Below are 17969 nucleotides of genomic sequence, written 5' to 3' on the forward strand. Positions count from 1 at the left end.
TGACCACATGGAATGCTGCGGTGCGGCCTACACCACCAACGACAGTGGTGGAGAATCCCAAAGCGTCGATGTATGGCTGGGCCTGAATTCGCCAGGCAGTGCGAGGGATTCGCGGGATGTTCAGGGTCGATGGGTTAGTTAAAAAAACAGGCGGGTAAGCGACGCAATGAGGGTTCTGTCAGGCCCTTACTGGCGCGGGCCTGACAGATTAAAGAGTCGCCGTATGAACGCCCGTTCAAATCACTTCAAATGACAGGGGGTTCGTTGGATCGGAAATCTGCGGTCCAGAATGCGTATAAGCACTGATCTTGTAAGACCCCGGCCCCATGGAATGCTTGCTCAAGGAAAACTCCCACTCAGTCGGAAACGTAACCTGCGCAGTACCAAATTGTTGATAGGGCGAGTTGCTATTGTTCACCACAACTGCCGCTCCGCCAGGAGAAGCCCACCCTCTTATCACGAAATCTGCAGCGACCCTGTCCCCCTCCTTCAGGTTTTGAATAATAGGCGTCGGCACTAAGACTTTTGAGTCACTTTCTGGCTTATAACTGTCGTTTTCCATGATTTTTCCTCCAATGCTCGTCAAAAATGACGAGCTTCGGAGTCGTTTTAGAAGTCTTCGTGATCCCTCGATACTGTGAAAACTACCGGTTGCGACAGGTGGTTGAGGCCTACACCACCAACGACAGCAACATGATGAAGATCAGCGCCACCACCGACAGAATGGTTTCCATCGCCGTCCAGGTCTTGAAGGTCTCGGCCACGGTCATGTTGAAGTACTGCTTGACCAGCCAGAACCCCGCATCGTTGACGTGAGACAGGATCAACGATCCCGCCCCCGTCGCCAGCACCAGCAATTCACGGTTAACCCCTGGAATCATGCCCACCACCGGCACCACGATGCCCGCGCCGGTAATCGTCGCCACGGTGGCCGAACCGGTTGCCACGCGAATCACCGCCGCCACCAGCCATGCCAGCAGGATCGGGTTGATCTGGGCGTTCACCGCCATGTGGCCGATGACGTCACCCACGCCGCTGGTCACCAGCATCTGCTTGAAGCCACCACCGGCACCGATGATCAGGATGATCGCGGCGGTCGGCGCAAGGCTGGCGTCGAGCAGTTTGAGGATCTGCTTGGAATGGATGCCCTGGCGATGGCCGAAGGTGTACAGCGACAGCAGCAATGCCAGCAACAGCGCGGTGATCGGGTGACCGATCATGTCCATCCAGTTGCGCACCACGTTGCCTTCGGCAAAGGCGATGTCGGCGAAGGTTTTGAGCAGCATCAGGAACACCGGCAGCAGCACGGTGACCAGGGTGATGGCGAAGCTGGGCAGCGCCTTGTTATCGGTCTCGCGGGCCAGTTGGTCGACCAGTTCCTGGGACGGGTTGCCCGGGATGTACTTGGCGATGAACGTACCGAAGATCGGGCCCGCAATGATGGCGGTCGGCAAAGCGACGATCAGGCCATACAGGATGGTCTTGCCGATGTCCGCGCCAAACACGCCGATGGCCAGCAGCGGGCCCGGGTGCGGGGGTACCAGACCGTGTACGGCCGACAAGCCGGCCAGCAACGGGATGCCGATCTTGATCAGCGACACACCGGTACGCCGCGCCACGATGAACACCAGCGGGATCAGCAGCACAAAGCCGATCTCGAAGAACAGCGGGATGCCCACCAGGAACGCGGCGAACATCATGGCCCACTGGACCTTTTCCTTGCCGAAGGCGCGGATCAGGGTCTGGGCGATCTGATCGGCACCGCCGGACTCGGCCATCATCTTGCCGAGCATGGTCCCCAGCGCGAGGATGATGCCGACAAAACCGAGCACGCCGCCGAAGCCGTCCTGGAACGCCTTGATGATCTTCTCCACGGGCATGCCCGAGGTCAGGCCGAGGAAGCCGGCCGCGATGATCAGTGCGATGAACGGGTGCACCTTGAACTTGGTGATCAGAACGATCAGGCCAATGATAGTGACGACTGCATCCAGCAGCAGATACGACTCGTGGGACATGCCAAACATGGGGATCTCTCCTGTTTGTTGTTGTTATTAAAGCGGGTGTTGAACTTCCTGCCGGGGATAGCGCTATCTTTCCGGCAAAAAATTAATGGGTAGGTTCAAAGCCGTGCTCGCGCCACCAGGCATTGGTCTGCTCGGCCAATGCCTCGACGCTGTCTTCGCTGGCATTGAGGGCCAGGGTCAGCGGCTCGCCCCTGGGCGACTCGAGGGTGGCGAACTGGCTGTCGATCAGGCTTGCCGGCATGAAATGGCCGGGGCGATGGGACACGCGGTCGGCGGCCACTTCACGGGTCAGCTCCAGGAATACAAAGCCCAGGCCCGGTGCGGCTTCGCGCAGGTGGTCACGGTATTTCCTTTTCAGCGCCGAACAGGTGAGCACTGGATGTTCACCGGCCTTGAGCGAGCGGCGCAATTCATCGCAGAGGATGTCGAGCCAGCCGGCGCGGTCGTCGTCGTTGAGGGGGTGGCCGGCGCTCATCTTTTCTATGTTCGCGGCGGGGTGAAAGCTGTCGCCTTCAATGGCGGTGGCACCGTTCAGGCGGCACAAGGCCTCGCTGACGCTGGACTTGCCACAGCCGGAAACACCCATGATGACCAGGGCGGTAACAGGTTGACTCATGAAACACCTCAGGACGCAGATAGCGCTACCTTTGCACAGCCTAAGGCTAGTGCAAAAACAGGCTTTTCCCGCGCCGTCTTGTCTTTTTTTATGGAGTGACGCGTGCATCCGCTCCAATCATTCGAACGGGATCAGGCAACCCAACGTTCAAGCATTTGCAGCCGTTTGGAGACAGCGCTACCTTAGTGCCTCGATTTTTGTTTGGCAAGCCGCCTGATGACCTCCAAGAACGATAAAAATACCCGCACCACCGGTCGCCCCACCTTGAATGAAGTTGCCCGTCTGGCCGGCGTCAGCCCGATCACCGCCTCCCGCGCCCTGCGTGGCATCAGCACGGTCGCCACCGAACTGGTGGAGAAAGTGCAGAAGGCCGCCGCCGAACTCAGCTACGTGGTCAACCCCGCCGCCCGCGCCCTGGCGTCGGCCCAGAGCCATTCGGTGGTGGTCCTGGTGCCGTCATTGTCCAACCTGCTGTTTATCGAAACCCTCGAAGCCATCCACCAGGTGCTGCGGCCCAAGGGCTTTGAAGTGCTGATCGGCAACTCCCACTACTGCCGCGACGAAGAAGAAAACCTGCTGCGCAACTACATGGCCTACCAGCCTCGCGGCTTGCTGCTGACCGGGTTCGACCGCACCGAAAGCGCGCGACGGATGGTCGAGGCCAGCAATGTACCGTGCGTATACATGATGGATCTGGACCCTAATGCCGGGGTGAACTGCGTGGGCTTTTCACAGCTGGCCGCAGGCGAAACAGCGGCGGCGCATTTGCTGTCCCGTGGGCGCAAGCGCCTGGCCTACATCGGCGCGCAGTTGGACCAGCGCACCTTGCTGCGCGGTGAAGGCTTCCGCCGGGCCTTGCAGCAAGCGGGCCTGTACGACCCGGCGCTGGAGCTTTTGACACCTCGCCCCTCCTCCGTGGGCCTGGGCGGCGAACTGTTCCTGCAATTGCTGGCGGCGCATCCGGACGTGGATGCCATTTTCTTCGGCAACGACGACCTGGCCCAGGGCGCCTTGCTCGAAGCCATGCGCCACGGCATCAAAGTGCCAGAGCGTGTGGCCGTGCTGGGTTTCAACGACCTGCCCGCCTCGTCGTTCATGGTGCCGCGCCTGAGCAGCATCAGCACGCCACGGGAAGCCATTGGCCGGCGTGCGGCGGAGCACTTGCTGACCATCATGGCGGGCAACCGGATCGCCAAGCCGGTGGTGGATATGGGGTTCGAGTTGCAGGTGCGGGAGAGTACGTAGGACGGCTGTAGGAAGCGGCTGACATTAAGGCAAGCGCCTTGCTCCGCTACCTACGCTTACGTCAGAATCGGCCGGCTTGTGTGCCTGGGTGGCGGTCTTTAAGGTTTGCCGGTCGCTGAATTTCTCGGTGATCGGGTTTAGTAGCCTGAGTTTGGTCACTCCAGGTGCATAAGTCTGCCCGCGTTAATGGCGGCTGTGCGTAGGGCACTTTCGAGTGCGCCGGCTTTGAGTGTCCACCGGTCTACTAACCTGCGTACAGCTGCCACCCTCGTTTAGTAGCGATACGGCGGCAGCCCATTCCAGGATGCTCTCATGATCAAAAAACTCGATACGCCGCCAACCACCCTCTTCACCCTCGTCCCCGATGTTTCCACCGAAACCCTGCTGATCAACAGCTACGAAACCGTATGCTCCGTCAGTACCTTGCTGCTCGACCTGTCCGACGACCTCACCGGCAAGCAGCGCGATATAGCACTCGCCATTCATCAACTGAGCGAGCTGAGCGTCCTGCTGGTGGGCAAAGCCATGGACCAGTACACACCACGCGCTTAAGTCCTACTCGATCAAAATGTGGGAGGGGGCTTGCCCCCGATAGCGGTGGTTCAGTCGCCAGATACAGTGACTGACACTCCGCTATCGGGGGCAAGTCGAATCGTCGCACCGCCCCTCCCACATTTTTTAACCGTGCCCACTTAGCCCCTGCTAGATTAACCACTCTCCAAGCCAGGGAAGCACCATGGGACACTCACTGAAAATCTTGGGTCGCACCTCTTCCATCAACGTGCGAAAAGTACTCTGGACCTGCCAGGAACTGGGCATCGACTATGTGCGCGAGGACTGGGGCATCGGCTTCAAGCCCACCCAATCCACTGAGTTCCTCGCCCTGAACCCCAACGCCCAAATCCCCGTCTTGGTCGATGACCACGGCGTGCTATGGGAGTCCAATACCATCTGCCGCTACCTCGTCGGCCTGTATCAACGCACTGACCTGCTGCCCTTCGAGCCCGCGCCACGGGCCCGCGTTGAACAATGGATCGACTGGCAAGCCACCGAACTCAACCGTGCCTGGGGCGACGCATTCACCGCGCTGGTGCGTAACAATCCCGATGGGCTGGACGCGGCACAGATTGCCGCCGCTGTGCAGGTCTGGAACGACAAGATGGGCATCCTCGAACAACAGTTGACCAGGACCGGCGCTTACGTAGCCGGCGACGAGTTCACCCTCGCCGATATCCTGATCGGCCTCTCGGTGCACCGCTGGCAGGTGACGCCCATGGAGCGTCCGCCCTACCCGGCTATTGCCGCCTACTACCAGCGGCTCAGCCAACATGCCGGTTTCAACACCTTCGCCCTCGACGGCCACAACTGAATACAGGGACACCCTCTTGAACGGACTCAACGTACTCCTCACCGGCGCCTGCGGCAGAATCGGCAAGACATTTTTCCAGGCGTCGAAAGATCGCTACCGTTTCACCCTCACTGACCGCATCGCGCCGGAGTTCGATTTGGCTGGACACCGCTTCATACACGCCGAGCTCAGTGATAAATCCAGCCTCGCAACCTTGCTCGAAGGCATCGATGTGATCGTGCACCTGTCGGGCATCCCCCATGCCAGCGCCTCGTTCGACGAACTGCTGCCCAACAACATCCTCGCCACCACCTACCTGTTCGAAGCCGCCGTGAACGCCGGCGTGCAGCGCCTGGTATTCGCCAGCAGCGCGCAAACCATCGAAGGCTACCCGGTGGATCGCCAGATCACGCCAGGCATGCCGGTGATGCCCGCCAACCTGTATGGCGTGAGCAAATGCTACGGCGAGGCGCTATGTGGCTACTATGCCGCCAAGACAGCGCTGTCGACCATCGCCGTGCGCATCGGCGCGTTTGAATTTCCCGAAACCCACGACCTGAACAACGCCCGCGACCTCAGCGCCTGGCTCAGCCCCCGCGATGCCGTGCAATTATTACAGCGTTCGGTTGAGGCCGAAGGCGTGAAACACTTGATCGCCCATGGCATCTCCAATAACCGTTTCAAACGCCTGGACCTGAGCGAGACAGTGCGTGTGCTTGACTACCAACCGATGGACGATGCATTCGCACAGTTTGGGATACCGATAACTTATTGAACTAGCCGACCCGTTAGTCGGAAACGCGCTATACCTGTCAGATTTGACAGTAGATCTGGTTTTTCTCTTCGCTTATTCATATCGGGCGGCACTGACAACCCATTGCTCCCCTTTGAATACGGAAAAAACAAATGACTAACATACTGGGCCCAAACGATAAAATCTCGGGAACTGTTTCCGGATGGTCTGTCCCCTTTCAGACGAGCTTTGTCGCTCATTTAAATGGAGAGGCCGGCTTTAATTCGACCGTCGGAATCATGACGGACCACGCATTGCTCAAAATCAGCATTGACCAGGATATTCGCTCAGGCGAGACCTACGCGATTGGTGCAACGGATACCGATCACAAGGTAAGGCTGGAATTTGATGATACGCGCGCGGGTAATCAGGGTACTTATTTTGCAAGCCGGGGAGAATTCACCGTCTTGCAATTACAGGACGGTGTCCTGACTGCAAAATTTCACTTCGAGGCTGAAACGAGAGGTCGCCGCGTGCAGCAAATGAGCTTCTCATCTGGCGCTTTTACGGTAGAGAACTTCAAGCATGTGCGGGCAGCCTCTTCCTCCTAAGAAAGCGTGACTCAAGGTCCGCTGTTTTACTGTGCATGAGCCCAATCGACGGCCATTATTGGTCGTCGATGAAACCCGCACGCAATAAATCGCCAAAACAGCGGCTTTCGCCCTACATTGCACAATTGCTCACTGTCAGTTGCAGGTTAAGATTCCAGCTCACTGCTTCTGGAACTTCTCCCATGCCCAACCTCAGCGCCGCTGCCACCGACGGCATCAACCCGACCCGCGCCGCCCACATCAGCGCGCGCATCGACCGCCTGCCCGCAGTCGCCAGCATCTGGCGCCTGGTGGCATTGCTGTCGATCGGCGGTTTCTTCGAGCTGTATGACCTGTTCCAAACGGCCTATATCAGCCCAGGCCTGATCAGCGACGGGATATTCCACACCGGCAGCGCGGGCGCGTTTGGCTTCTCTGACCAGGCCGCATTCGCCTCGGCCACGTTCCTCGGCCTGTTCCTCGGTGCCAGCCTGCTCAGCCCCTTCGCCGACCGTTTCGGACGCCGGGCGATCTTCACCTTTGCGTTGATCTGGTACACCGTCGCCACGGTGTTGATGGGCATCCAGACGTCGGCCGTGGGTATTATCTGCATGCGCTTTCTGGTGGGCATTGGCCTGGGAATCGAGCTGGTGACCATTGACGCCTACCTGTCGGAACTGGTGCCCAAGCGCATGCGCAGTTCGGCGTTTGCCTTTGCGTTTTTCATCCAGTTCCTGTCGGTACCGGCGGTGGCGCTGATGTCGTGGTGGCTGGTGCCCCAGGCGCCGTTCGGCATCTCCGGTTGGCGCTGGGTGGTGCTCAGCAGTGCGGTGTTTGCGCTGTTTATCTGGCAACTGCGCAAGCGCCTGCCGGAGTCACCGCGCTGGCTGGCACAGAAAGGTCGTTTCGAGGAAGCCGGCGCGATCATGGACAACCTGGAGGCGCGCTGCCTGAAGGATCACGGCAAACCTCTGGACGCGCCGGAGCCGGAGGCTGTCAGCGTGCAGGGCAGCGGCCGTTTCGCCGATATCTGGCAGCCGCCCTACCGTCGCCGCGCCTTGATGCTGATCGTGTTCCACGTGTTCCAGGCGATTGGTTTCTTCGGCTTTGGCAACTGGCTGCCGGCCTTGCTGTCGGGCCAGGGCGTCAGTGTGACCCACAGTCTGCTCTATGCCTTTATCATCACCCTCGCCTACCCGCTGGGCCCGTTGCTGTTCGTCAAGGTCGCCAACCGTTTTGAAAACAAATGGCAGATCGTCGGCTCGGCCATGGGCGCGGTGATCTTCGGCAGCCTGTTCGCCCTGCAAACCACAGCGGTAGGGCTGATTTTCTGCGGGGTGATGATCACTTTCTGCAATGCCTGGCTGAGCTTCAGCTATCACTCGTATCAGAGCGAGTTGTTCCCCACCAATATCCGCGCGCGGGCGGTTGGGTTCTGTTATTCGTTCAGCCGTTTGTCCACGGTATTCAGCAGCCTGCTGATCGGCTTTATCCTCGAGCACCTGGGCACGCCGGGCGTGCTGGCGTTTATCGCCAGCAGCATGTTGATCGTGATGATTACCATCAGCTGGTTCGGGCCGCGCACGCGTAACCTGGCGCTGGAGCATATCGCCCACTGACGGCAACAGTTGGCCGTCGGCGGGACAGTGTTTGCCGCGACGGCGGCCTCTACCCCAGTAAAAACGCGCCCCCTGCGCCCGGCATGCTAATTGCTCCAGCTGTCACACCGCATATTTGCACAGGTGAACGATCATGCTGGTTAACACCAACACCCAAGCCGTTTCGACGGTTCAACAGATCAAGCGGCCCGACATGGACCCGGCCAATGCCGCCGCCAGCGCGTTGTACAGCGGCGCCCTGCAGGGTGCGCAGCCAGGTACGGCGATGCCGGCCGCGCAGAAGGAGCTGGACAAGGCGGGCGACCGCATCGACGAGGCGTTCGCCAAGACTCGCGTGCAACTGCAGACCACAGCACCGACCTCGGGGGCGCGGGCTGAATTCACCGAATACATGAGCAAATCCCCGGCCGAACGCATCCGCGAACAGTTGCTCAAGGAGCAGGGGATGACCGAGGAACAAGTGCAGGCCCTGCCGCAGGAAAGGCAAGACGCCATTGCCAGCCAAGTGGCAGAGCGTTTGAAGGAGCAGCAACAGCAGCAGGTAGCGGCGAAGACGGCTGCTCCACAAACCCAGGCACTGAAAGACACCCTGGCAGCCATCTAAGCCACACTTTGAACTCACCGTGGGCTTATGGACCTTTGAACACAACCTGCTGCACCTCGATCTTTTTCGGGATCAGGCCATTGGCGAAAAACAGGTCGGCGGTGCCTTGCTGAGTGGCGATGTCGCCCCCCTGCAGCGGCCGGATCGGCGCCGGCGAGCGGTGCTCGAAGTAGCTTTTGACCACGGCCGGTTGCAGGCCCAGGGTCTTGGCCATCAGCGCGATGCTGTCCTCGGGCTGGGCCAGCGACAGACGCTGCGCCTTGCCGAGGGTCTGGATGATGGTGGCGATGGCCTGGGGGTTTTGCCGGGCAAACGCGCCGCTGGTCACGAAGAAGCTGCCGGCCGGATTGAGGCCTTCGCCGGTGCCCAACACACGGGCGGCACCGTCGACCACGGCGGCCGAGTAATACGGGTCCCACACGACCCAGGCGTCCACCTTGCCCTGCTCGAATGCGGCGCGGCCGTCGGACGGCGACAGGTACACCACGTTCACATCCTTCCACTGCAAGCCGGCGCGCAGCAGGCTCTTGAGGAACAGGTTGTGCGCGCTGGACCCCTTGAGCAAGGCCACACGCTTGCCCTTGAGTTCGGCCACGCTCTGAATCGTACTGGCTTTGGGCACGAGCACGGCTTCGGTCTTGCCGTCATTGGGCTCGACGGCGATGTACTGCAACTCGATGCCGGCGGCCTGGGCGAAAATGGGCGGGATGTCACCGATATTGCCGATGTCCAGGCTGCCGGCGTTCAGCGCCTCGATCAGCGGCGGGCCACCGAGGAACTCGGTCCACTGCACCTGGGTGCCGGGCAGCGCGGCTTCGAAGAGCTTGTGCTCACGGGCGAGCACCATGCTCACCGAGCTTTTCTGATAGCCAATGCGCAGGGTGGGAGGATCGGCGGCCAGCACGTTGGCAGCGAACAGCGAAAGAACGGCGACAACAATTATTTTCAGCATAAGAGCGCTTCCTTGGCCTTGGCGGCGGGTGCAGGTTGGGAGCGATCCTAACAAGCCCTCTTATTCTTTAATAATATTTAAAAGTCATCTACTTATAACTTTATGCACGATCAGCGCAGCCATTGTCGGTGCTCCGCCGGCACCGGTTACAATGCGCGCCTTGCCCTTTTCATTTGGTTTGACCATGCACATCGAACGGCTGGCAGCGCCGCTATGGCCGTTGCTGAACAAGTTTTACCGCAACCACAACTCGTCGATGAAGGCGCTCAAGGGCGGGCAGTTGTGGGTGGCCAGAGACGCTGAGATTGTGGCCGGGTTGTGCCTGACACCTGTGGTGGGTGGGCAGTGGCTGACGGGGGTGTTCGTTGACCCGGCCTATCGCGGCCAGGGGCTGGCGGCGCGATTGATCCACCAGGCGGTGGCGAGTGTGGACGGCACGGTCTGGCTGTTGTGCCATCCGGACCTTGAAGGGTTGTACCGGCGTATGGGGTTTTCACAGGACACCGTGCTGCCGCAATCGCTCAGTGAGCGGCTGGTGCGTTACAAGCGCAACAAGCCGATGATCGCGATGGGACTTCAATCACTTGGAAGGCTTGCCCCCGATAGCGGTAGGTAGGAGCGAGCTTGCTCGCGAAAAATTCACAGGCACCGCGTTCATTCAGGAAGCACGCGTTATCGTTGACGTTTTTCGCGAGCAAGCCCGCTCCTACAGAGGGCCTGCAGGTCACTCGTCGGCGGTTGGGTCCATTTCCGGGAACATCACTTCGATAAACCCGAATTTGCTGAAGTCGGTAATCCGCGACGGGTACAAGCGACCAATCAGGTGGTCGCATTCATGCTGCACCACCCGTGCATGGAAGCCGTCGGCGAAGCGTACGATCGGCTCGCCCTTGGGGTCGAAACCTTCGTAGCGAATCTGCTGGTAACGGTCCACGGCGCCGCGCAGGCCGGGGACGGACAGGCAACCCTCATAGCCCTCTTCCAGTACCGGGCTTAGCGGGGTGATCAGTGGATTGATCAGGATGGTCTGCGGTACCGGCGGCGCGTCAGGGTAGCGCTCGCTGGCCTCGAAACCGAAGATCACCAGTTGCAGGTCGACGCCGATCTGCGGCGCGGCCAGGCCGACGCCGCCCACATGTTCCATGGTCTGGAACATGTCATCAATCAGTTGCCACAACTCGGGGCTGTCGAACATTTCCGGCGGTACCGGCGGGGCGATGCGCAGCAGGCGTTCATCGCCCATTTTGAGGATGTCACGGATCATTGTTCAGGCTCGGCGAGGGGCTTGGAGTGGTCCCGGCCTAGGCCTGAGACATGCTGTTTTTCAGAGGTATGACCCGGTTCGTCGATTTCCTTCTCGCCGGGGTCCTTGCCCTCGGCGGACATGTGTTCGATCACGGCATTCATCTCCGCACCGAGCAACAACACGGCGGCGGAAATATAGAAGTACAGCAGCAGGACGATGATCGCACCGATACTGCCATACATAGCGTTGTAGTCGGCGAAGGTCTTGACGTAGTAGCCAAAGCCGAGGGAAGCGACGATCCACACCACCACCGCGAGCACGGAACCGGGGGTGATAAAGCGAAACTCCTGTTCCACGTCCGGCATCACGTAGTACATGAGGGCCACGGCAAACATCAGCAGGATCACGATCAGCGGCCAGCGCAGGATCGTCCACAGGGTGACGACGAACTCCTGCATGCCGATCTGCCCCGCCAGCCACTCCATCACTTGCGGGCCGAGCACCATCAGCGCGGCGGCGGCCAGCAGCATGCCGGCGATGCCGACGGTGTAGAAAATCGACAGCGGAAAACGCTTCCAGATCGGCCGCCCCTCCACCACGTCATACGCCGCGTTCATCGCACTCATCATCAAGCGCACACCGGCGGAGGCGGTCCACAGGGCGATCACGATACCTACCGACAGCAGCCCACCCTTGGATTGCTGCAGTTGATCGATCACCGGGTTGACCTGCTCCAGGGCCTGGGGCGGCAATACCAGCTCCGACTGCAGGCGCAGCCAGGTGAAAAAGTCCGGCAGGTGCAGGAAACCGATCAAAGCAATCAGGAACAGCAGGAAGGGAAACAGCGAAAACAGCATCTGGTACGCCAGTGCCGAGGCATAGGTGGGCATCTCGTCGTCGACGAATTCGGTGACGGTGCGCACCAGCACCTTGTGCAGCTTGAGACCATCAAGTACCGGAAAAATCATTAGCGTCTCCTTTCGCCGCAAAGAGTTGAAGTCGTGGGCGACTCAGGGGCCGTTTTCTACATCAAAGTAGCCCATTTGGCGACTTTGAAACAATTTCTGAAGTTTAGTTGCGCCAGTACCTGCAAAAACGGCCATCCGTGGATGGCCGTCGGGCTGCTGGACAGGAGCCAGCCAAGCCGTGTTACTCGGTGGCTTTTTTCACCGCATCCTTGGTCTTGCCAACGGCCTGCTGCGCTTCGCCTTTCTTTTCCTGGATCACGCCTTCAGCACGCAGTTTGTCATTATCGGTAACCTTGCCGACGCCTTGCTTGACGTTACCGACGGCTTCGTTAGCCATGCCTTTTACCTTATCGGAAGTGCTGCCCATGGTATTACTCCTGATAACAATCAAATGGTTTTTGGTCACTACGCTGCGGTTGACTCGACGCCATGCGCCAGAGTTTCAATTATTTTCAGCGGGCATTTCATCGAAAGGGGCAGGTTTGCCTTTATGTTTTGTGGCCAACCCACGAGAATGCCCGGCACATTCAGGCTCACACGCTGAATAACAGATCCCGTAGGAAGGTTATGAAACTCGATAAAGCACAGGCCATCGCCCGCAGAAACCAGGAACTGGGAGGTGCCGTACTCGGCGTCAACAACTGTCATTTCACCGACCTGGACCGCAAACGCAACATCTGGTGGTTCGACCTGCCCGTGGTGCGGATCGGCGTGGGCCAGTACGAGTGGATCCACCTGTTGATGCACAACGCCGACACCGACCAGTTGCTGCACCTGAAGGTGCCGACCCTGTTCCTGCGCGAAAACCTCGAAGGGCTGGTGGTGCGCAATGCCGGCAAACGCAAGCCGGAGATCACCCTGGAACTGAGCGCCGACAAGGACTCGTTCCTCAAGGACGTGCGGCCGGCCGGTGCAGGAATCGGCTTCGCCCAGTTCGCTCTGTAAGAACGCGATCAAAAATGTGGGAGGGGCGGTGCGACGATTCGACTTGCCCCCGATGGCGGTGTGTCAGTCACTCAATGTGTTGACTGAACCACTGCTATCGGGGGCAAGCCCCCTCCCACATTTGGTTTAAGTTACTTTTTAAGACCGAGCTTCTTCAGTTCTTCATCACGCAATTCACGCCGCAGGATCTTGCCCACGTTGGTGGTCGGCAATGCATCGCGGAACTCAACTGCCCTGGGTACTTTGTAGCCGGTGACATTGGCGCGCATGTGCTCCATCACCTGCTCCTTGGTCAGGGTGGCCCCCGGCTTGACCACAATGAACAGCTTGATGTGCTCCCCGGACTTCTCATCCGGTACGCCGATGGCTGCGCACTGCAACACACCCGGCAGGCCCGCCAGCACGTCTTCCAGTTCGTTGGGGTACACGTTGAAGCCCGAGACCAGGATCATGTCCTTCTTGCGGTCGACAATACGCATGTAGCCATCGGGCTGAATGATCGCGATGTCACCGGTCTTCAGCCAGCCTTCGCTGTCGAGCATCTCGGCGGTGGCGTCTTCACGCTGCCAGTAGCCCTTCATCACTTGCGGGCCCTTGACGCACAGCTCGCCGGTTTCGCCCAGCGCCAGCTCGGTGCCATCGTCTGCAATCACCTTGCACACGGTGGAAGGCACCGGAATGCCGATGGTGCCGATCTGGATATGCTGGATCGGGTTGACGGTGGCCACCGGGCTGGTTTCGGTCATGCCGTAACCCTCGCAGATGGCACAACCGGTCACGGCCTTCCAGCGTTCGGCCGCCGCCAGTTGCAGCGCCATGCCGCCGGACAGGGTGACCTTCAGCGCGGAGAAATCCAGCTTGCGGAAACCTTCGTTATTGCACAGCGCCACGAACAGGGTGTTAAGGCCGACAAAGCCGCTGAACTTCCACTTCGACAGTTCCTTGACCATCGCCGGCAGGTCGCGCGGGTTGCTGATCAGGATGTTGTGGTTGCCGATCAGCATCATCGCCATGCAATGAAAGGTGAACGCATAGATGTGATACAGCGGCAGCGGCGTGATCAGGATTTCGCACCCCTCATTGAGGTTGGAGCCCATCAGCGCCTTGCATTGCAGCATGTTGGCGACCAGGTTGCGGTGAGTCAGCATCGCGCCCTTGGCCACCCCGGTGGTGCCGCCGGTGTATTGCAGAACAGCCACATCGCCGCTGGCCGGGTTGGCATCGCTGACCGCCTGGCCGTGCCCCTTGGCCAGCACGTCATTGAACTTGATCGCTTGCGGCAAGTGATACGCCGGGACCATTTTCTTCACGTACTTGATCACGCTGTTGATCAACAGGCGCTTGAACGGCGACAACAGGTCGGCCACTTCGGTCACGATCACGTGCTTGACGGCGGTCTTGGGCACGACTTTTTCAGCCAGGTGCGCCATGTTGGCCAGGCAGACCAGGGCCTTGGCCCCGGAGTCGTTGAATTGATGTTCCATTTCCCGCGCGGTGTACAGCGGGTTGGTGTTGACCACGATCAGCCCGGCACGGATGGCGCCGAATACGGCGACCGGGTACTGCAGGACGTTGGGCAGTTGCACGGCAATTCGATCGCCGGGCTTCAAGTCGGTATGCTGTTGCAGGTAGGCGGCAAATGCGCCGGACAATTCGTACAGTTGACCGTAGGTGATGGTCTTGCCCAGGTTGCTGAAAGCCGGTTTGTTGGCGAAGCGCTGGCAGGACTGCTTCAATACCGCCTGAATATTCGGATACTCGTCTGGATTGATTTGTGCAGCAATCCCGGCGGGGTACTTATCCTTCCAAAAGTCTTCGTTCATGGAAGCCCACTCCTCAGCGACGCGAATTCATCATCGCATTTGATGCGATTATTATTGGTGTGTGTTTTAAGGTGAATCTGGCGCTTTCAAGCAGGCCTAGACGTCACAAAGCGCGCCGAGAGTAGCAGCTTTGCCAAGGCCCGCCTAGAGCCAAAAGAGGGCCCTACAGTCATAAACATGACTCAAGAATATCCAGTGGTCATTTTTAGAGCAAAGATTCTATACCTCTGGAATCCGCTCTGGAATGAGCCATACCGGGCGACAAATAACACATGTGGGAGGGGGCTTGCCCCCGATGGCGGTGTGTCAGTCACTCAATGTGTTGACTGAACCACTGCTATCGGAGGCAAGCCCCCTCCCACATTTTTAATTGCATTTCAATTCAAGGTTCAGGCGATGTCGCGCAGCTCCCGGCGCAGAATCTTGCCTACCGGCGTCATCGGCAGCGAATCCCTGAGCACAATATGCTTGGGCACCTTGTACCCGGTGAAATTGGTCTTGCAGTACGCCTTCAACTCCTCAACGCTCACCCCCTCGGCACGCGCCACCACAAACAGCTTCACCGCCTCCCCGGTACGCTCGTCCGGCACGCCGATCACCGCACAGTTGGCCACGGCCGGATGCGCCATCACCACGTCCTCGATTTCGTTGGGGTACACGTTGAAGCCCGACACGATAATCAGGTCTTTCTTACGGTCCACAATCCGGATAAAACCGTCGGCATCGATCACCGCGATATCGCCGGTCTTGAACCAGCCTTCGGCGTCCAGCGCTTCGGCGGTGGCCTGCGGTTGCTGCCAATAGCCCTTCATCACCTGCGGGCCCTTGATGCACAGCTCACCGCGCTCGCCCAGCGGCAGCTCGGTGCCCTCGTCATCGATCACTTTCATGGCCGTGGCCGGCACCGGAATGCCGACGGTGCCCAGTCGCGACTTATTGCCATACGGGTTGGTGCTGGCCACCGGCGAGGTTTCGGTCAGGCCGTAGCCCTCGCCGATCGCACAACCGGTGATGTGCTGCCAGCGCTCGGCGGTGGCCTTGATCAACGCCGTGCCGCCGGAGTTGGTCAGCTTGAGATGGGAAAAGTCCAGGTGCTTGAAGTCCGGATGGTCCATCAGCGCCACAAACAACGTGTTGAGCCCCAGCAACCCGGTGAAACGCCACTTCTTCAGCTCTTTGATGAAGCCGCCAATGTCCCGCGGGTTGGTGATCAGCACGTTATGGTTGCCGGATACCATCATGCACATGCAGTTCGCGGTGAATGCATAGATGTGGTACAGCGGCAGCGGCGCAATCATCACCTCCTGCCCTTCCTTGACCAGCGGGTGACCATCGTCGCCGGTCTGGGACATGCACGCCCGCACCTGCTGCATGTTCGCCACCAGGTTGCCGTGGGTGAGCATCGCGCCCTTGGCCAGGCCCGTGGTGCCACCGGTGTATTGCAGCACAGCGATGTCGTCGAGGGTCACCGGATGGCGGGTCACGCCCAGGCCACCGCCCATGCGCAGGGCGCGCTTGAACGACAGCGCACGCGGCAGGTGGTAGGCCGGGACCATCTTCTTCACCTTATCGACCACTGTGTTGACCAGCCAGCCCTTGGCGGCGGGCATGAAGTCGCCCATCCGGGCTTCGATCAGGTAGTCGATCTCGGTGTCGGCACACACCTCCTGAACCCGCGAACCGAACAGATTGAGGTAGACCAGCGCGCGCACGCCGGCGTCCTTGAACTGGTGGCGCATTTCACGCGGGGTGTACAAGGGGTTCGTATTGACCACGATCAGCCCGGCGCGCAGTGCGCCAAAAACGGCAATCGGGTAATGCAACACATTGGGCATCTGCACCGCGATGCGCTCGCCGGGCTTGAGGTCGGTGTGCTGTTGCAGGTAACCGGCGAACGCCGCGCTGTGGCGCTCAAGCTCGGCGTAGGTCAGGGTAATGCCCATGTTGCTGAACGCTGGACGGTCGGCAAAGGTCTTGCAGGAGCGCTCGAAAACTTCGATCACCGATGTGTAGCTGGTCAGATCAATGTCATTGGGAACGCCCGCGGCGCGTTTGTCATTCCAGAAATCAGGTTGCATTATTCTTGTCCTCTTTACCTGAACAGGTCCGGCCGCTTTTCTATGCAGCTACAAAGAGCGGAGCTTTGAGGACGTTAGCAGTAATGGCCAAACAGGCAAATACGCTGAACTGTGTCATTGATTGTATGAATCTTGTCGCTAAGGCGCAGGCAGATACCCCGCCCCCGGGCAGATGAGCTATACACTGCAACGACCCTGAGCAAAGGAACCGCCATGAACCACAGCACTTTCTGGCTGACCGCGAATGACCACAGCCGGCTGTTCGTCAATCAATGGATGCCTGACGCGCTCCCCAAGGCCGTGGTGATGCTGTCCCACGGCATGGCCGAGCACAGCGGCCGCTATGCACGCCTGGCCCAGGCGTTTTGTGGCGCCGGCTACGGTTTATATGCGCTGGACCAACGCGGGCATGGCCGCACCGCCGACGAGGGCACCCTGGGGCTGTATGCCGAGAACGATGGCTGGAACAAGGTGGTGGGAGACCTGGCCAGCCTCAACCAGCACATCGGCCAGCAGCATCCGGGGCTGCCGATCATCTTGCTGGGCCACAGCATGGGCAGCTATATCGCCCAGGCGTACCTGCTGCACCACAGCGCCAGCTTGCACGGCGCCATTCTGAGCGGTTCGAATTTCCAGCCGGTGGCGCTGTATCGCGCAGCGCGGCTGATTGCACGTATCGAGCGCGCGCGCCAGGGCCTGCGCGGGCGCAGTGGGTTGATTGATTTTCTGTCATTCGGTTCATTCAACAAGGCGTTCAAACCCAATCGCACCGCCTTCGACTGGCTCAGCCGCGACCCGGTTGAAGTCGACAAGTACATCCATGACCCGCTGTGCGGTTTTCGCTGCACCAATCAACTGTGGGTCGACCTGCTCGGCGGCTTGCAGCACATCAGCAAAGCGTCCAATCTCGCGCAGATCGATCCGGGCCTGCCGATGCTGCTGATCGGCGGTGAATGTGATCCGGTGAGTGAAGGCAAGCGTCTCAAGAGCCTGGCCCGCGCCCTGCGTGAGGCCGGCTGCCAGCACCTGCAATTGACACTCTACCCGCAGGCGCGTCATGAGGTGTTCAACGAAACCAACCGCGACGACGTCACCGCGGATGTCCTGACGTGGCTCAAGCACACCCAGGCATTGCGCAGGCCCACCCGCTGCGAATGACTTTGCGTTTAAAATCAGCC

General features: G+C 59.7%; 19 protein-coding genes. 10 read left to right on the plus strand and 9 right to left on the minus strand.

Going from position 1 to position 17969, the window contains the following annotated elements:
* Nucleotides 1–235 precede the first annotated feature (235 nt).
* The 3 genes from J1G34_RS15970 to J1G34_RS15980 all read right to left on the minus strand — a co-directional run bounded on the left by J1G34_RS15970 (nt 236) and on the right by J1G34_RS15980 (nt 2640).
* Complete coding sequence (locus tag J1G34_RS15970; RefSeq protein WP_128876180.1) at nt 236–562, minus strand: hypothetical protein; 327 nt, start codon at nt 560–562, stop codon at nt 236–238.
* Between the two features lie 109 nt (nt 563–671).
* Nucleotides 672–2024 (minus strand): GntP family permease, encoded by a 1353-nt coding sequence (locus tag J1G34_RS15975; protein ID WP_065887726.1) that lies wholly within the window; start codon nt 2022–2024, stop codon nt 672–674.
* Between the two features lie 82 nt (nt 2025–2106).
* Nucleotides 2107–2640 (minus strand): gluconokinase, encoded by a 534-nt coding sequence (locus J1G34_RS15980; RefSeq protein WP_065895021.1) that lies wholly within the window; start codon nt 2638–2640, stop codon nt 2107–2109.
* 213 nt (nt 2641–2853) lie between these two features.
* On the opposite strand from J1G34_RS15980, the gene gntR reads away from it, so the two are divergent.
* From gntR to J1G34_RS16015, 7 genes are all read left to right on the plus strand, one after another.
* Nucleotides 2854–3885: an HTH-type transcriptional regulator GntR gene (gntR, locus tag J1G34_RS15985; protein ID WP_163003364.1), complete on the plus strand. Its 1032-nt coding sequence runs from the start codon at nt 2854–2856 to the stop codon at nt 3883–3885.
* Nucleotides 3886–4197: 312 nt separating this feature from the next.
* The gene (locus J1G34_RS15990; protein ID WP_222994322.1) at nt 4198–4437 is read left to right on the plus strand and encodes a DUF6124 family protein; all 240 of its coding nucleotides are present in this window, start codon (nt 4198–4200) and stop codon (nt 4435–4437) included.
* 184 nt (nt 4438–4621) lie between these two features.
* Nucleotides 4622–5254, plus strand: coding sequence for a glutathione S-transferase family protein (locus J1G34_RS15995; protein ID WP_222994323.1), 633 nt, complete (start codon nt 4622–4624; stop codon nt 5252–5254).
* Between the two features lie 16 nt (nt 5255–5270).
* Nucleotides 5271–6008 carry an NAD-dependent epimerase/dehydratase family protein gene (locus J1G34_RS16000; protein ID WP_222994324.1) on the plus strand — a complete coding sequence of 246 codons (738 nt, stop codon included), beginning with the start codon at nt 5271–5273 and terminating at the stop codon, nt 6006–6008.
* Nucleotides 6009–6139: 131 nt separating this feature from the next.
* Nucleotides 6140–6577 (plus strand): hypothetical protein, encoded by a 438-nt coding sequence (locus J1G34_RS16005; RefSeq protein ID WP_065895026.1) that lies wholly within the window; start codon nt 6140–6142, stop codon nt 6575–6577.
* A 182-nt stretch (nt 6578–6759) separates the two neighbouring features.
* Nucleotides 6760–8175: an MFS transporter gene (locus tag J1G34_RS16010; RefSeq protein ID WP_065896428.1), complete on the plus strand. Its 1416-nt coding sequence runs from the start codon at nt 6760–6762 to the stop codon at nt 8173–8175.
* Nucleotides 8176–8308: 133 nt separating this feature from the next.
* Nucleotides 8309–8779, plus strand: coding sequence for a hypothetical protein (locus J1G34_RS16015; RefSeq protein WP_065887711.1), 471 nt, complete (start codon nt 8309–8311; stop codon nt 8777–8779).
* A gap of 25 nt (nt 8780–8804) precedes the next feature.
* On the opposite strand, the gene J1G34_RS16020 is transcribed toward J1G34_RS16015, so the two are convergent.
* Nucleotides 8805–9731 (minus strand): aliphatic sulfonate ABC transporter substrate-binding protein, encoded by a 927-nt coding sequence (locus J1G34_RS16020; RefSeq protein ID WP_222994325.1) that lies wholly within the window; start codon nt 9729–9731, stop codon nt 8805–8807.
* Between the two features lie 184 nt (nt 9732–9915).
* Here J1G34_RS16020 and J1G34_RS16025 point away from each other — a divergent pair, with 184 nt between their 5' ends.
* Nucleotides 9916–10347, plus strand: coding sequence for a GNAT family N-acetyltransferase (locus tag J1G34_RS16025; RefSeq protein WP_128876178.1), 432 nt, complete (start codon nt 9916–9918; stop codon nt 10345–10347).
* A gap of 108 nt (nt 10348–10455) precedes the next feature.
* Here the strand turns inward: J1G34_RS16025 and def are convergent, their stop codons facing one another.
* The 3 genes from def to J1G34_RS16040 all read right to left on the minus strand — a co-directional run bounded on the left by def (nt 10456) and on the right by J1G34_RS16040 (nt 12312).
* Complete coding sequence (gene def / locus J1G34_RS16030) at nt 10456–10995, minus strand: peptide deformylase (protein ID WP_065935201.1); 540 nt, start codon at nt 10993–10995, stop codon at nt 10456–10458.
* Complete coding sequence (locus J1G34_RS16035; RefSeq protein WP_065895030.1) at nt 10992–11945, minus strand: YihY/virulence factor BrkB family protein; 954 nt, start codon at nt 11943–11945, stop codon at nt 10992–10994. The genes def and J1G34_RS16035 overlap by 4 nt, the downstream gene beginning before the upstream one ends.
* Before the next feature lie 181 nt (nt 11946–12126).
* Entirely contained in the window at nt 12127–12312 is a 186-nt protein-coding gene (locus J1G34_RS16040) for a CsbD family protein (protein WP_065895031.1), read from the minus strand.
* A gap of 200 nt (nt 12313–12512) precedes the next feature.
* Between J1G34_RS16040 and J1G34_RS16045 the strand changes: the two genes are divergently transcribed.
* Nucleotides 12513–12890 carry a hypothetical protein gene (locus J1G34_RS16045; protein ID WP_065895032.1) on the plus strand — a complete coding sequence of 126 codons (378 nt, stop codon included), beginning with the start codon at nt 12513–12515 and terminating at the stop codon, nt 12888–12890.
* 131 nt (nt 12891–13021) lie between these two features.
* Here J1G34_RS16045 and fadD1 read toward each other — a convergent pair whose 3' ends face one another.
* On the minus strand, nt 13022–14713 hold the full coding sequence (gene fadD1, locus J1G34_RS16050) for a long-chain-fatty-acid--CoA ligase FadD1 (protein ID WP_065887701.1): 1692 nt from the start codon (nt 14711–14713) through the stop codon (nt 13022–13024).
* A gap of 389 nt (nt 14714–15102) precedes the next feature.
* Nucleotides 15103–16791: a long-chain-fatty-acid--CoA ligase FadD2 gene (gene fadD2 / locus J1G34_RS16055; protein WP_065895033.1), complete on the minus strand. Its 1689-nt coding sequence runs from the start codon at nt 16789–16791 to the stop codon at nt 15103–15105.
* A 213-nt stretch (nt 16792–17004) separates the two neighbouring features.
* Here fadD2 and J1G34_RS16060 point away from each other — a divergent pair, with 213 nt between their 5' ends.
* The gene (locus tag J1G34_RS16060; protein WP_222994326.1) at nt 17005–17949 is read left to right on the plus strand and encodes an alpha/beta hydrolase; all 945 of its coding nucleotides are present in this window, start codon (nt 17005–17007) and stop codon (nt 17947–17949) included.
* Nucleotides 17950–17969 lie beyond the last annotated feature (20 nt).

The sequence above is a fragment of the Pseudomonas sp. Wu6 genome (assembly GCF_019891515.1).
Lineage (GTDB): Bacteria > Pseudomonadota > Gammaproteobacteria > Pseudomonadales > Pseudomonadaceae > Aquipseudomonas > Aquipseudomonas orientalis_A.